This window comes from Pseudomonas gingeri, assembly GCF_013386165.1.
Classification (GTDB): Bacteria; Pseudomonadota; Gammaproteobacteria; order Pseudomonadales; family Pseudomonadaceae; genus Aquipseudomonas; species Aquipseudomonas gingeri_C.
On sequence record NZ_JACAOS010000016.1, the window covers coordinates 815,059 to 829,456 of the forward strand.

At 61.7% G+C, this 14,398-nt stretch carries 15 protein-coding genes; 8 read left to right on the forward strand and 7 right to left on the reverse strand.

Annotated elements, in window-relative coordinates:
• Positions 1 to 136 precede the first annotated feature (136 nt).
• Positions 137 to 634 carry a GyrI-like domain-containing protein gene (locus HX866_RS20055; RefSeq protein ID WP_177096842.1) on the forward strand — a complete coding sequence of 166 codons (498 nt, stop codon included), beginning with the start codon at positions 137 to 139 and terminating at the stop codon, positions 632 to 634.
• Between the two features lie 499 nt (positions 635 to 1,133).
• A complete protein-coding gene (locus HX866_RS20060; RefSeq protein WP_177125638.1) occupies positions 1,134 to 1,853 on the forward strand; it encodes a class I SAM-dependent methyltransferase in 720 nt (239 codons plus the stop codon).
• A 35-nt stretch (positions 1,854 to 1,888) separates the two neighbouring features.
• On the opposite strand, the gene HX866_RS20065 is transcribed toward HX866_RS20060, so the two are convergent.
• Together HX866_RS20065 and HX866_RS20070 are read right to left on the reverse strand one after the other, a co-directional pair.
• On the reverse strand, positions 1,889 to 3,109 hold the full coding sequence (locus HX866_RS20065) for a hemolysin (protein WP_177125639.1): 1,221 nt from the start codon (positions 3,107 to 3,109) through the stop codon (positions 1,889 to 1,891).
• Positions 3,110 to 3,290: 181 nt separating this feature from the next.
• Positions 3,291 to 3,764, reverse strand: a complete 474-nt coding sequence (locus tag HX866_RS20070) for a GNAT family N-acetyltransferase (RefSeq protein ID WP_177140290.1) — start codon at positions 3,762 to 3,764, stop codon at positions 3,291 to 3,293.
• Positions 3,765 to 3,999: 235 nt separating this feature from the next.
• On the opposite strand from HX866_RS20070, the gene HX866_RS20075 reads away from it, so the two are divergent.
• The 3 genes from HX866_RS20075 to HX866_RS20085 are packed head-to-tail and all read left to right on the forward strand — an operon-like array spanning position 4,000 to position 6,134.
• Positions 4,000 to 4,344, forward strand: a complete 345-nt coding sequence (locus HX866_RS20075) for a YciI family protein (protein ID WP_177096850.1) — start codon at positions 4,000 to 4,002, stop codon at positions 4,342 to 4,344.
• 51 nt (positions 4,345 to 4,395) lie between these two features.
• On the forward strand, positions 4,396 to 4,887 hold the full coding sequence (locus HX866_RS20080) for an SRPBCC family protein (protein WP_177125641.1): 492 nt from the start codon (positions 4,396 to 4,398) through the stop codon (positions 4,885 to 4,887).
• Entirely contained in the window at positions 4,884 to 6,134 is a 1,251-nt protein-coding gene (locus HX866_RS20085) for an RNA polymerase sigma factor (protein ID WP_177125642.1), read from the forward strand. The genes HX866_RS20080 and HX866_RS20085 overlap by 4 nt, the downstream gene beginning before the upstream one ends.
• A 6-nt stretch (positions 6,135 to 6,140) precedes the next feature.
• Here HX866_RS20085 and HX866_RS20090 read toward each other — a convergent pair whose 3' ends face one another.
• Entirely contained in the window at positions 6,141 to 6,995 is an 855-nt protein-coding gene (locus HX866_RS20090) for a LysR family transcriptional regulator (protein WP_177096855.1), read from the reverse strand.
• A 90-nt stretch (positions 6,996 to 7,085) separates the two neighbouring features.
• Here HX866_RS20090 and HX866_RS20095 point away from each other — a divergent pair, with 90 nt between their 5' ends.
• Positions 7,086 to 7,517 carry a multidrug/biocide efflux PACE transporter gene (locus HX866_RS20095; protein WP_177103879.1) on the forward strand — a complete coding sequence of 144 codons (432 nt, stop codon included), beginning with the start codon at positions 7,086 to 7,088 and terminating at the stop codon, positions 7,515 to 7,517.
• 71 nt (positions 7,518 to 7,588) lie between these two features.
• On the opposite strand, the gene HX866_RS20100 is transcribed toward HX866_RS20095, so the two are convergent.
• Positions 7,589 to 8,497, reverse strand: a complete 909-nt coding sequence (locus HX866_RS20100) for a LysR family transcriptional regulator (protein ID WP_177096860.1) — start codon at positions 8,495 to 8,497, stop codon at positions 7,589 to 7,591.
• Between the two features lie 112 nt (positions 8,498 to 8,609).
• Here HX866_RS20100 and HX866_RS20105 point away from each other — a divergent pair, with 112 nt between their 5' ends.
• The gene (locus HX866_RS20105; RefSeq protein ID WP_177140291.1) at positions 8,610 to 9,476 is read left to right on the forward strand and encodes an NmrA family NAD(P)-binding protein; all 867 of its coding nucleotides are present in this window, start codon (positions 8,610 to 8,612) and stop codon (positions 9,474 to 9,476) included.
• A 166-nt stretch (positions 9,477 to 9,642) separates the two neighbouring features.
• Here the strand turns inward: HX866_RS20105 and HX866_RS20110 are convergent, their stop codons facing one another.
• The gene (locus HX866_RS20110; RefSeq protein ID WP_177096864.1) at positions 9,643 to 10,401 is read right to left on the reverse strand and encodes an SDR family NAD(P)-dependent oxidoreductase; all 759 of its coding nucleotides are present in this window, start codon (positions 10,399 to 10,401) and stop codon (positions 9,643 to 9,645) included.
• 120 nt (positions 10,402 to 10,521) lie between these two features.
• On the opposite strand from HX866_RS20110, the gene HX866_RS20115 reads away from it, so the two are divergent.
• The gene (locus tag HX866_RS20115) at positions 10,522 to 11,427 is read left to right on the forward strand and encodes a LysR family transcriptional regulator (protein ID WP_177096866.1); all 906 of its coding nucleotides are present in this window, start codon (positions 10,522 to 10,524) and stop codon (positions 11,425 to 11,427) included.
• 42 nt (positions 11,428 to 11,469) lie between these two features.
• Here the strand turns inward: HX866_RS20115 and HX866_RS20120 are convergent, their stop codons facing one another.
• The gene (locus HX866_RS20120; protein ID WP_177096869.1) at positions 11,470 to 13,083 is read right to left on the reverse strand and encodes an inorganic phosphate transporter; all 1,614 of its coding nucleotides are present in this window, start codon (positions 13,081 to 13,083) and stop codon (positions 11,470 to 11,472) included.
• A gap of 178 nt (positions 13,084 to 13,261) precedes the next feature.
• Positions 13,262 to 14,284 (reverse strand): transporter, encoded by a 1,023-nt coding sequence (locus HX866_RS20125; protein WP_177096870.1) that lies wholly within the window; start codon positions 14,282 to 14,284, stop codon positions 13,262 to 13,264.
• Positions 14,285 to 14,398 lie beyond the last annotated feature (114 nt).

Consider the following 14,398-nt stretch of genomic DNA (forward strand, 5'->3'; position numbering starts at 1 on the left):
GATACTGGCCTTCTGTCCAGATGGCCCGCGGAAATATTTCTGACGCTGGGGGGACAGCCGCCGTGTTGCTCAAACGACGGGATTATTTGCTTCTATACTGCCTTTCGGAGTCGTTTCCCATATGGAGTTTGCACCCATGGACGCAGCACACAGCCTTGGCTACACGCATGCCTTGCCCGCACCACGCTTCGAGCATGGTCATTTCCAATTGATCGCCGGCCTGGGTGCGCGTTTCACCGCCGAGACATCGGGCTCGATCCCGGATCTGTGGGACGCCTTCGTGCCGCATATCGGAAAAGTCCCCAGTCAGATGGGGGAAGCGACGTACGGTATCTGCTGCAATCCGGACGGCCAGGGCGGCTTCGAGTACATCGCCGGAGTGCAGATCAGCAAGCTCGACGACCTGCCCGAGCTGTATCGCTGGGTCGAGTTGCAGGACCAGCAATACGCGGTGTTTGAACACCAGGGCTCCCTCGATACCCTCAAGCAGACCTTCGAGGCCATCTGGAACCACTGGTTGCCGCAATCCGGCTACCTGGCCGCCGATGCGCCGGAGTTCGAGCGCTACAGCGCCGATTTCAATCCGAAAAAAGGCACCGGGAAAGTGGAGATCTGGTTGCCGATCAAGGCCTGATCCCACGCTCTGACGTTCCCTGTCCGGTCGGCCTGTGACGGCTTATTTGTTCTCCCTTTGCGCCTTGGCCGCCCGCCAGAAATCGAGGTAGAGGGTGATCACACCGAACGCGCTGATGCCCAGCAGCATAAGCAAGCCGATCTGAATATGGGTCATGACAGGTCTCCGGAAAACACCGCATCAGGCGGCGACCTGCAGAGAAATAGTCGAAAATTCGCGCAAATGACATCGACTATATGAAAGCTTTACGGGGTGTTCGCGCAACAATATGGGGCGGATACGAAGTGGGCTGTAATCGTCTTCTCGATGCTGTTCATGGCGGTTTCAAATCGTCGCCGGCTTTCGATCTAGAGGGGCGCCTGGGTGGGTTATGTTCGTCGAGTCGCTGATGCTTTTCTCGTATTCCTTAGAGGAATGCATTGCATTAAAAACATGAATTTTCTTTATTTTCGAGCGACGACTACCTTGGGCTGAAGTCCCCGGCCAAGAGAAAAAGCCCATGTCGTCTGAACACCCGGATTCGGCTCGAAAGTTCGATGTGTCCCGTGCTGGCGAGTACGCCGAGCAAAGCCGTATCGCCCTGGCCGGTTATGACGCCTGTCACGAATTGGTCGCCTGCATGCTGGCGGCCAGCCTGGGCAGCGGGCGCGAGGCGAGGGTGCTGGTGGTGGGCGCCGGCGGTACGGCCCAGGAAATCCTCACGGCGGGGGCGCTTGAGCCGCTTTGGCAGTTCACTGCGGTCGACCCTTCGGCGCCGATGCTCGAGTTGGCCCAGGCCAGCCTCCAGGCACAGGGCCTGCTTTCGCGTACCCGGGTATTCCTCGGCACGGTCGAGGAACTGACGGATGAGCCACCCTATGACGCTGCGACCCTGATCGGTGTGTTGCATCACCTGCCCGGCGATCAGGCCAAGCACAACATCCTCAAGGCGATTGCCGCCCGGCTCAAACCGGGGGCGCCGTTGATTGTCGCCGGCAACCATCAGGCCTATGCCAGTCAGCCGCTGTTGTTGGCGGCTTGGGGCGAGCGTTGGCGTCAGCAGGGTGCGAGTGCTGACGCCGTTCGCGCCAAGCTCGGCAAGATTCTCCAGGGCGCCGATCCGCCCCACTCGGAGGCGGCGGTTCAGCACTTGCTCGAGGAGGCTGGGTTCGGCACCGCGACGCGGTTCTTTTCCAGCCTGTTCTGGGGCGCCTGGGTGGCCGCGAGGAACGTCACGTAACCGAGATGACGTTGCCTTCCAGGCGCTATGTGAACTCAGTTGCCGTAACAGCGAATCACCGCCGAATGGCTGGCGTAGCGTCCGGAGAGCAGGATCTTGCCATCCGTCTGCAACTCCAGGTTGGAGAGGTAGCTGGTGGAATCGCCGATGTAGATCAAGCGGCTGATCCCGTTGTCGCCAAAGTCAGGGTCGAGTTCGCCGTTGCTCAAATGGCGCATCAACCAGCAGCGGCTGCCGCTGTTGATATGACCGGCGCTGACGATTTTCCCGTCCTCCTGCACCAGCAGGGCGAAGGCGATATCCAGTTCCGGCAGCTCCCAGGGCACCCCGGCGTTGAAGGTGACGTCCAGCTTGCCATCGGCCGTGACACGGGTGAGCAGGACGATGTTGTGGGTGAGATCGGCGGAGCCGGTGACGACGATTTTCTGATCGGGCTGCACGGCGATATCAAAAAACGCCGCGTTGCCGTCGCGGGCCGGCTCCAGCTCCAGATAGCCGGCGCAACCGAAGGTCTTGTCCGGCAGGCCGGTGGCCCCGTAGCGCATCAGCATGGCCTTGCGGCCCCGTCGTCCGGCCACGACCAGCTTGCCATCGGCCTGGACCTGAACCGCCTCGAAGGCGATGTCCGGTTCCGGTGCCGTGACGACACCGCAGGTGCCGAAGCGCGGGTCGAAACTGCCGTTGCGGTCCAGACGCACGATGACGTCGCGCTCCGGCTCGCCCACGGCGCTGTTCTTGAGGGCCAGGACGATAAAACCGTCCTGGGGTTGTACGGCGAGTCGGCGGCCATAGCCCATCCAGGGTGCCGTGTAAGGCAGGGTGACCTGACCGTTGTCGCCGAAGTCGGGGTCCGGGGCGCCGGTTTCAGTCACTCGGGCGCAGAAGACCTGTTCACCCGCACGGAAGTGGCCGAGCAAGAGGAAGGTGTCATCTTCGTCGACGACCGCCTTGATCAGTCTTCGGCTGGAGCTTCCGAGGGATTGGGCGAAGTCATGATAGTAAAGGCCGTCTTCACTGAAGTTGGCTTGGGTGATACTTTCCGGCCAGTCTTCATGTACACCGATAAACCGATGACGGCCGTCGGGTTGCAATAAAGAGGGGCCGACAAAGCCAGGACCTCTTTCGGAAAAGATAACCAGGCCGTCGCGGTGCTCACCAAATTCCAGGTCAAATTTTCCGGCACTGCCGGGCCGTTCGATGACCGCGGAGGGCGAGGTTTTGGGGGCGCTGTTCGAGATTCGGTTTCGTGCATCCATGGGGATTGAGTCCTTTCAAGTTTATTAAATGGCCACTTGCGTTAAATAACGGCTTATCAAGTAGCGACACGCTGATGTAGCAGCGACGTCATCGATTTAATAACTGGAAAGTGAGTTTGCCCAGCGATCAAGTTTTACCGTAAGTGACCAACTGATTTCATACTTATGGCCACCCGGAACTTTACAGTACCAGGGTCAAGCGTCGTTCGCCGCGATAGGCTTCACCGGTATCCACCCAACCCTGTTTCAGGTAAAGATTCATCGCCGCGTTGTTATCGGTTCCTACCGATAGCAGTAACTGATGGACCTGGGGCCAGGCCTGGCGTGCCGCTTCGGGCAGGGCTTGCAGGCAGGCCGAGCCGAACCCCCGGCCTTGAAGCCGTTTGTCGACCTGCAGGGCATGCAGGGTGGCGCTGCCTTCGTCGGCCCAGTGTGGGACAAAAGGATGGCGCTTGAGTAACAGGAAGGCCACCGGCGTCTCGTTGTCCAGCAGGGCGAAACCGAGCACGCCGTCATGGGGCTCGCGGGGCAGGAAGTACAGGGCCGCGTGGATATCGCCGCAAAATGGCAACTGCTCGGGATGGACTTCGAGGCTTGTGAGCTGTTCGCGCTGAAGGGCGTTGAGGTCTTCGTAGCGGGCCAGTCGGGCATTCATGGGAATCTGTTGTCGTCGACAAGAGCAGTTCTCACAGCGGTCTATCCTGTTTCCGACAGTAGGGGGGCTGATTCTATCGGCTTTGGCGGGCTTGATATTATTTTTCCCGAGGCTTTTTACGCCTGTCGATTTCCCTGGCTACCAGGCGACTATTCGTACACGTGCTGATCGGCAGCGGTCTTCGCCAAAGTCCGAAACAGCAGCCATAGTTGTTCGACCGCCCCGGAGACCTGCCATGAAATACCTGTGCCTGATCTACAGTAATGAAGACCTGTCGCATGCCCATCCCGACAGTCCCCGGGACCCCGAGTGCCTGGCCTACGCCGACTCGATCCGGGCCAGTGGCCGAATGCTCGCCGCCGAGCCTCTGGAGTCGGTGAGCACCGCTACCACGGTGCGCATGCGCGGCGGCAAGCTGTCGATCGTCGACGGCCCGTTTGCCGAAACCAAGGAGCAGCTGGCCGGGTTCTATCTGGTGGAGGCCCGCGACTTGAACGAGGCCTTGCAGATCGCCGGGCATATCCCGGCCGCGCGGGTGGGCAGCGTGGAGGTACGGCCAGTACGGGAACTGAATCTCTGAGGGCGCGACCACTTTCAAACGGCAACCCATAAGAATAAAAGGAGCCTGAATATGAACCGTCAACCGCTGCCCCTTGGGGGAGCCGAGCATGAGTTGTCCATCTGTCGCCTGTTCGAGGCGCCACGTAACCAGGTCTTTCGAGCCTGGACCGAACCGCGTCTGCTGAGCCAATGGTGGGGCCCCCGCGGCATGACCATGCCGGTCTGTGAAATGCAGCTATGGGTCGGCGGTTTGTTCCGGACCCTGATGCGCACCGCGGAGGGGGTTGAGTATCCCTATCAGGGCGTATTCCTGGAGATCGCCGCACCGGAGCGGATCGTCTTCACCGATGCTTTTACTCCCGACTGGACACCGACGGGCAAGCCGTTCATGACGGCGCGAATCACCCTCGAGGAGGCGGACGGTCATACCTTGTATACCGCCCGGGCGATGCACTGGTCGGCGGCGGAAAAGACCGCGCACGAACAGATGGGGTTTTATCAGGGCTGGGGCGAAAGCCTCGATCGATTGGCCCTGCTGGTCAGCCAGGGGCTGCTGGATTGAGTCTTGAGACCGATAGCGTCAAGCAGCAGGTCGAGAGGGTGTATCGGCAGGAGTCGCGGCGGATCCTGGCCACCCTGATCCGTTTGCTGGGGGATTTCGATCTGGCTGAGGAGGCCATGCACGAAGCCTTTTTTATCGCTGTCGAACGCTGGCAGCGCGATGGCGTGCCGGACAATCCCCGGGCCTGGCTGGTCTCCACCGGACGTTTCAAGGCCATCGATGTGTTGCGCCGCCGGGCACGCTTTGCCGCCTCCCAACGGCAGTTGATCGCCCAGGCCGAAGCCTTGGAGCAAAGCGAGTGGAACGATGAGGAACTCGAGGATGACCGGCTGCGGCTGATCTTTACCTGCTGTCACCCGGCACTCTCGGCGGATGCCCAGGTACCGCTGACGCTGCGCGAAGTCTGTGACCTGACCACCGAGGAAATCGCCCGGGCCTTTCTCTCGAGCCCCTCGACCATCGCCCAGCGTATTGTCCGGGCCAAGACCAAGATTCGTGATGCGAAGATCCCTTATCAGGTGCCTTCCCTGGCGGAATTGCCCGAGCGCTTGGACAGTGTGCTGCGGGTTATCTACCTGGTGTTCAACGAGGGATATTCGGCCTCCCTGGGGACCAGCCTGACTCGCGACGAACTGACGACGGAAGCCATTCGCCTTGGGCGCCTGTTGCTGGAGTTGCTGCCCGACCCGGAGGTCATGGGCTTGTTGGCGTTGATGTTGTTGCATGAGTCGCGGCGTCAGGCGCGGGTGTCCGAGAGTGGCGAGTTGGTGCTGCTCGATGCCCAGGATCGTTCCTGTTGGAATGCGTCGCTGATTGCCGAAGGCTGTGGGCTGGTGGAGCGGGCATTGGGCACGGGACGCTTCGGCCCCTATGGCTTGCAAGCCGCGATTGCCGCCGTGCATGCCGAGTCGGCGACGATCGAGGACACCGACTGGCGGCAGATCGTCGGGCTCTATGACCTGTTGCTGCGGGCAGTGCCTTCGGCGGTGATCGAACTCAATCGGGCGGCGGCGGTGGCGATGTTTGATGGGCCGCTGGCGGGGCTGGAGTTGGTGGAGGGCATCCTCGGGCGCGGCGAGTTGCTGGACTATCACCTGGCGCATTCGGCGCGGGCGGATTTCTGTCGACGGTTGGGACGGGTGGAGCAGGCGCGTGAGGCTTATTTGCGGGCACTGGAGCTGACACAGCAGGCGCCTGAGCGGCGTTTTATCGAGCGTCGGCTGGAAGAGTTGAAAGGCGCCGGGTAGGCGCCGTTACTCCAGCATTCTCGCCAGCAACCAACTACCGGCCGGTCCCGGTGGATGCAGGCGCGACCAGAGGGCATCCACCGCCACCGGCCTCGGCCAGCCACGCAGCGGCAGTTCCACCAGCGTCGCATTGTCGAAGCGTTCCACCAGCCAGCGCGGCAGCGGTGCCCAGCCGAAGCCGCGCTGGGCCATTTCCAGCAGCATCAGGTAACTCGACGCCGACCAGAAGCGGCCCTGGGCCCGGCTTTCATACGGATTGACGATGGTCGCCAGACGCAGTTCACGGTGTTGCTGCAGGCAGGCTTGATCGACCTTGGCCTGCTGCGCCAGGGGATGTTCGCGGTGGACGAACACGGCAAATTCAGTGCGTTCATCCACGGTGGCGCTGCCCAGGTCCGGCGGGTAGCTGTCCTGTCGTTCGGCAAAGGCCACCTGGGCCCGGCCTTGGCGGACCAACTCCACCAGGTCGTCGCACTCGGCGATCAGGCATTCCAGTTCGAGGTCCGGGTAGCGGGCTTCGAAATCGCTGAGGGTGGCCTCGAAACGGTTGGACTGGTAGGTGTCGGAAATCACCACCGTCAGCCTCGCTTCCAGCCCTCCGGCCAATTGGCGGGCGCTCATCTCAAGGCGGTTGTTGGCGGCGAGGATGTCTTCGGCCTTTTGCAGCATGACGTGGCCGGCCGCAGTCAGGCCGGGCTTGCGGGTACTGCGGTCGAACAGCTCGAGGCCCAGATCGATTTCCAGGCTCGCGACGGCCGCGCTGATGGTCGACTGGCTCTTGCCCAGCTTGCGCGCCGCAGCGGAAAAAGAACCCAGGGTCGCGGCCTGGACAAAGGCCTGGAGCATTTCGTTGGAAGCCATGAACTATCGCTTTTGTCGATGGTAATCGACTTTTAGTATCTGTAAGGCTGGCGATAATGACAACCCCAGGCATCAATGGAGGCGTCTGTCATGACCCCCGGCAAGTCCCTTACCGAACGTGTATTACAAGCCATCGGCTTCGAGGTGTTCGCCGTGCTGCTGTGCACGCCGCTGTTCGCCTGGTTGATGGGCAAGCCGCTGCTGGAGATGGGTGTGGTGACGGTCGCCAACTGCTTTATCGCCCTGGGCTGGAACGTGTTGTTCAACGGAATGTTCGATCGTATGCGGGTGCGCTTTGCCCTGGCGCAGAACGTCTGGACGCGCCTGCTCCATGCGCTGCTGTTCGAGGGTGGATTGGTGGTGGTAAGTGTGCCGCTGGTGGCCTGGTGGCTGGACCTCAGCCTGTTGACGGCGCTGTTGCTGGATATCGGCGTGTTGCTGTTTTTCCTGCCCTATACCTACCTGTATCACTGGGCCTATGACGCAATACGCGAACGCCTGCGGCTACATGTAACCCTGTAGGAGCAGAGCTTGCTCGCGATCCGCCGCAGGCGGCCATACACAGGCTCATCAAGTTTTTTGCTCAGGCCGAATCAGGCAGCACTCAGCCCAATAATAAAATCCAGAAACGCCCTGACCTTGGCCGGCGGCAGATGCCGGGACGGATAAAGGGCGTAAAGCGGAAAGCGTTCATCCGGCCAATCGGGAAACAACTCCACCAGCCGACCCGCCTCCAGGGCGGGGCGTATCCCCAGGTCGAGCACCTGGGCGATGGCGTGGCCGCTTTCACACAGGCTGTGCAGGGTGCCGACATCGTTGAGCACCAGCCGCGCGTTATTGCGCACATCCACCCGCTGGCCGGCGCGGTGAAATTCCCAGGGAAACGGCCGCCCGGTTTCCGGATCGCGGAAGGACACGCAGACATGCCGTTCGTCCTCCATGTCCAGTGGCATGAGTGGTCGTCCGTGGCGTTTCAGGTAGGCCGGTGCCGCACAGGTCAGTACCCGCACGTCCAGCAGCTTGCGCGCCACCAGGGACGAATTGGCCGGATGGCCGAAGCGTACGGCCAGATCGAAACCGTCGGCCACCACATCGCCCAGTTGGTCGCGGGTATAGAGTTCCAATTGCAGTTGCGGATGGCGGCTCATGAATTCGCCCAGGGCGGGGCCGAGGATCAGGCGGGAAAAATACGGATCGATATTGACCCGCAACCGCCCGCGTACCTGGCTGGCGCTGCCGCTGGCGGCATAGGCGGCTTCTTCGAGGCCCGCCAGCAGCGGGGTGACTTCCTCGTACAGACGGCGGCCTTCGTCGGTCAACTTGACCGAGCGGGTGGTGCGGTCGAACAGGCGGATGCCCAGGCGTTTCTCCAGCCGGGCGATGGCCCGACTGACGCCGGAGGCGGTCATGTCGAGGGTGTCGGCGGCCTTGACGAAGCTGCCGCCGTCGACCACCGCGCTGAGGACACCGAGGCCACTGGCCAGGTTTGAGTCGAAGCTCATTGCTGATTACCGGTCACTTATTCAGTGACATCCATGCTATCGGAGAATTTTCGAGCGTGGTGGAAAATCCCTCCATCGCGACAGAGTGTCGCCGCTTCCTGGAGGAACTTTCATGTACGCAGTCATGGGCATTACCGGACAAGTAGGCGGTGCCGTCGCCCGTACCTTGCTCAGCGCCGGGCAATCGGTGCGCGCAGTGGTGCGCAGTGCGGAGAAAGGCGCGGTGTGGGCCGGACAAGGTTGTCAGGTGGCCTTGGCCGATGTGGACGATGGACAGGCGCTGGCGCAGGCGTTCAGTGGTGTCGAGGGCGTGTTTATCATGATGCCGTCGAACTTTGATCCGACCCCGGGTTTTCCGGAAGCCCGGCAAGTGGTGGAAACCCTTCGCACGGCGTTGGAGCAAGCCCGGCCGGCGAAGGTGGTGTGCTTGTCGACCATCGGAGCCCAGGCGACCCAGCCGAATCTGTTGAACCAGTTGCAGATACTGGAGCAGGGCCTGGGCACGCTGGATTTGCCGGTCACCTTCCTGCGTCCGGGCTGGTTTATGGAAAACGCCCTGTGGGATGTGGCGGCGGCGGTGGAGGCCGGGGTGATCCCGAGCTTTCTGCAACCGCTGGACAAGCCGGTGCCGATGATTGCCACGGCGGATGTCGGGCGCCTGGCCGGGCAGTTGTTGCAGGAGTCCTGGAATGGCAAACGTATCGTCGAGCTGGAAGGACCGGAGCGTGTGACACCGGAGCAGATTGCCGCGGGTTTTGCCGAGTTATTGGGCAAGCCGGTGCGCATGGAAGGGGTGCTGCGTGATACCTGGCAGGATCTGTTCACGGCGCAGGGCATGAATAACCCGCTGCCGCGTATGCAGATGATCGACGGCTTCAACGAAGGCTGGATCGAGTTCGCCGGAACGCCGCGCAAGGGCGAGGTGCCGTTGCGCAGCGTGCTGAAAGATCTGTTGATTCGCAGTGGTGTGTCCGACTGACGGGCCTCATCGCCGGCAAGCCGGCTCCCACAGTCCTGTGTCGTTCGCTCGATCATGGAATGACACAAAACTACAGTCCTGTGCCGTTCGCTCGATCATGGAACGGCACAAAACTACTGTAGGAGCCGGCTTGCCGGCGATAGCGTCAGCTCAGGCACCGCGACATTTACAGGAACATCCCACCCGAAGCTTCGATGCGCTGGCCGGTGATCCACTGGCCGCCATCACTCAGCAGCAGCGCAATGGCGCCACCGATGTCGTCCGGCAAGCCAGCACGGCCCAGCGCGGTGTTGGCCGCGACAAAGGCATTCAGATCTTTGTTGTCGCGCACGCCGCCGCCGCCGAAATCGGTCTCGATGGCGCCCGGGGCCAGGCAGTTGACGCTGATCCCCCGTGCACCCAACTCCTTGGCCTGGTAACGGGTCAAGGTTTCCATCGCACCTTTCATCGCCGCATAGGTGGCATAGCCCGGCAGGCTGAAACGCGCCAGGCCGCTGGAAATATTGACGATGCGCCCACCGTCGGCCAGCAGCGGCAGGAGTTTCTGGGTCAGGAAAAACGGCCCCTTGAAGTGTACGTTCAACAACTGGTCGAACTGTTCTTCACTGGTCTCGGCGAACAACGAATGCACCCCGACCCCGGCATTGTTCACCAGGAAATCAAAGCGCTCACGTCCGAAGACCGTGACCAATACCTTGGCAAGCCCCTCACTGAAGGCCTTGAGCCCATCGATCAGGCCCACATCCAGTTGCAGCATGGCGGCACGGCCACCGAGTTTTTCGATCTCGGCCACCACGCCCCGGGCATCGTCGCCCCGGCTGTGGTAGGTGCCGATGATATCGACGCCTTGGGCGGCCAGATGCAGCGCGGTGCTTTTGCCAAGGCCGCGACTGGCGCCGGTGATCAGGGCGATTTTACGAGTCATGTCGTGTTCCTCAAGGAGTGGTTAACGTTGAGGAAAGTGTATTTGTCCGGCTGGTATTGGATAAACGCGGTGAAATCGGAAACACTGATCGCCTGATCCGAACAATAGGCAGACGTGGTGATGAATAAACTGGACCTGCTGCGAACCTTTATCCGGGTCACCGAACTGTCGAGCTTCACCCTGGCGGGAGAAAGTCTCGGTTTGCCCAAGTCCAGTGTCTCCGAGCATGTCCAGGCGCTGGAAGACGTGATGGGCACGCGTTTGTTGCAGCGCACCACGCGTAAGGTCCAGGCAACCCAGGACGGGTTGGTGCTGTATGAGCGCAGCAAGGATTTGCTGGCGCAGATGGATGAATTGCAGGGCTTGTTCCGTCAGGATGCAGCCTTGCTGACCGGGCGGATCCGTTTCGACATGCCCAGCGTCATGGCCCGTCGCGTGATCATGCCGCGTCTGCCGGAATTCATGGCGGTGCATCCGCGCATCGAGCTGGAAATCAGCAGTACCGACCGCCGCGTGGACCTGTTGGGCGAAGGTTTCGACTGTGTGTTGCGGGTCGGTGCGCAACCCGATCAATCGGTGGTGGCACGCCAGGTGTGTGAGTTGCCGATGGCCAACTGCGCCAGTCCCGCCTACTTGCAGCGTTATGGTCGGCCGGAGTCTGTCGCCGACCTCGACGGGCATCGGCTGATTCACTATGTCGGGATGCTGGGTGCCCGCTCCCCGGGGTTCGAGTACCTGCAAAACGGCAAGTTGCAGCAGGTGCCTATGGCCGGGAGTGTGACGGTGAACAGCACCGATTGCTACGAGTCGGCGTGCCTGGGCGGGTTCGGCTTGATCCAGGCGCCGTATCTGGGGGTACGCAAGCATCTGGACAGTGGTGCGCTGGTGGCGCTATTGCCCGACTTTTTGCCGGCGCCGCTGGAGGTGTCGTTGCTGTATGCCCAGCAACGCCATTTACCCCAGCGGGTGCGGGTGTTCATGGCCTGGTTGGGGCAGGTGTTGCAGGAGGAGTTGGGCGAGGCTTGAAGCTGACCGCATGCCAGGGGCATGCGGTCATCGGGGCAGGAATCAGAAGATCTTCGTGAACAGCCAGTACAGGCTACCCGACAACAGGATTGCCGCCGGCAGGGTCAGCACCCAGGCCATGACCAGGTTGCGGATGGTGCGCATCTGCAAGCCGCCGCCATTGGCGACCATGGTCCCGGCCACGCCCGAGGACAGTACGTGGGTGGTCGACACCGGCAAACCGTACATGTCCGCCGCGCCGATGGTCAGCATCGCGACCATTTCCGCTGAGGCACCTTGGGCGTAGGTCAGGTGGGTCTTGCCGATTTTCTCACCGACGGTGACCACGATGCGCTTCCAGCCGACCATGGTGCCCAGGCCCAGGGCGATGGCCACGGCAATCTTCACCCACAGCGGAATGAAGCGCGTGGAGGTGTCGATCTGCTGTTTGAACAGTTGCACCTTGCTCTGGGTTTCAGCATCGAAGTTGCCGATCTTGTCCTTGTCCATCAGGCGGATGGTTTCGCTGCTCAGGTACATGTCGTTACGCACGTTGCCCATGGCTTCGGCCGGAACCTTGGCCAGCGAGCCGTAGGTCTTGACGTCAGTACCGATATTGCCGGCCAGGGCGGCCAGGGCCGGAACGATGTCCGGTGTTACCTGTTTGGTCCGCACATATTCCGACAGCACATGGCGCGGATCAGCGGGCGCCGGTTGTGGTGCACTGCGTACCAGCGCCTGTTGGGTGACTTCGGCGACCGCGGCAAATTGCAGTGCCTGGTCGGCCGGCATGGTGCGGTTCAGGGCGTAGGCCATCGGCAGGGTGCCGACCAGGATCAGCATGATCAGCCCCATGCCTTTTTGCCCGTCGTTGGAACCGTGGGCGAAGGACACGCCGGTGCAGGTCAGGATCAGCAGGCCACGAATCCACCATGGCGGCGGCGCGTTGTCCTTGGGGGCCTTGTACAGTTCACGGTTCTTCACCAACAGGCGCAAAACCAGCAGCACCAGTGCGGCGAAGAAGAAACCGACCAACGGTGATACCAGCAAGGCGTAACCGATCTTGGCGGCCTGGCTCCAGTCCACGCCGCTGGTGCCGTCACGTCCGTGCATCAGAGCGTTGGCCACGCCGACGCCGATGATCGAGCCGATCAGGGTGTGGGACGAGGAAGCCGGCAGGCCCAGCCACCAGGTGCCGAGGTTCCAGAGGATGGCGGCGATCAGCAGGGCAAAGATCATTGCGAAGCCGGCCGAGGAGCCGACTTGCAGGATCAGTTCCACCGGCAGCAGGGCGATGATGCCGAAAGCCACCGCGCCGCTGGAGAGCAGCACGCCGAGGAAGTTGAAGCAGCCGGACCAGACCACCGCGAAATGCGGCGGCAGGGAGTTGGTGTAGATCACGGTGGCCACGGCGTTGGCCGTGTCGTGGAAGCCGTTGACGAACTCGAAACCGAGGGCGATCAACAGTGCGACGCCGAGTAGCAGGAAGGGCGTCCAGGTGGTGACCACGGTGCCGAAGTCGTGCATGTCGTGCATCAGGCTATAGGCGGTGAACAACAGCCCCATGGCCACCAATGCGAAAAAGATGACCGCCGTGAAGACGCGGGGTTTGCTTTCGAACCGCTGTTTACCTGCGCCCTGGGCGGGCGAGGTCGCAGTCAGTGAGGGGATGGCCATGCCGGGAATCCTTTTTGAGAACGGATGCCAGCCATAATCGTTGCCAAATGTTACAGAAAGAGTGGCTGTAAAGAGCAGCGACAAGCTTCAAGCGACAAGCCAGAGTGTGTTCGAGGCAACTCCAGTGGCCGTTACGCAACCCGGCTTGCGGCTTGGCGCTTGAAGCTCGCCGCTGCCCCTAATAATCCTGCCGTTTGCGAAACGCCCAGCGCCCGGCCAGCAGGGTGAATGTCACGACCAGCGCCACCAGGATCCAGAAACCCTCCGGGTCGCCCGCCAGCGGAATGCCGCCGACGTTCATGCCGAAGAAACCGGCAATGATGTTGATCGGCAGTGCCAGGACCGTCACCACGGTGAGGGTGAACAGGGTGCGGTTGCTCTGTTCGTTGAGGCTGGCGGCGATCTCTTCCTGCAACAGTTTGATCCGCTCGCCGAGGGCCTCCAGGTCGCTGAGGATCAGCGAGAACTCCTCGGTGGACTTGCGCAATTCCTTGACGTCCTCCTTCTGCAGCCATTGCGGCGGACGGTTGAGCAGCCGCAGCAAGGAGCCCGGCTCCAGGGCCAGCAGGCGTTGCAGGCGCACCAGTACCCGGCGCATGGCACCCAGTTCGGCGCGGTTGTTGCTCAGGCGCAAGGCCAGCAACTGGTCTTCGATCTGGTCGACGCTGGTGCTGGTCTTGCGCACGATCTGGGTCAGCACTTCGCCCTGGTCGCGCAGCAGGTGCACGAGCAATTCCAGCGGCGAGCGAAAGCGTTCGCCGGCCTTGACCGAGGAGCGCAGCTTGTCCACCGAGTGCAGGGGTTGCAGGCGCGCGCTGATCAACAGCCTGCTGCGGGCGCAGACCCACAGGGTGGAGATGTCCGAGGAGACGATGCTGCTGAGGTTGAACACTACGTCGTTGACCACCGCCAGCAAGGCGTTGTCCACATGTTCGATACGGGTCGAGCGCGAGCCTTCGTGCAGGGCCTCGAAAAACTCTTCGGGCAACGCCAGGTGCGTCTTCATCCAGCGCTCGCAGGCGGCGTGCGCCAGGTTCAAGTGCAACCAGAGAAACTGATCAGGATCTTCCGGTTGTTGCAGGCATTGCAGGGCGGTGGCCGAGTCGATTTCTTCGCCCCGTTCGCCGGCACGGAAGCGAAAACCGTAAAGCAGGCCGAACAGATCCGGGTCACGATGGCTTTGGTCAAGGCTGTGGTTCATGGAGGCTCGCTGGAGGGAAACGCCTGAAACATTTTTTTACAGGTTCGCGGCGCTCATCATCGCAACGCTTCTTGACATTTTTGTGACGGTTTTTTTTGGGGCGAGCGAGGGCTT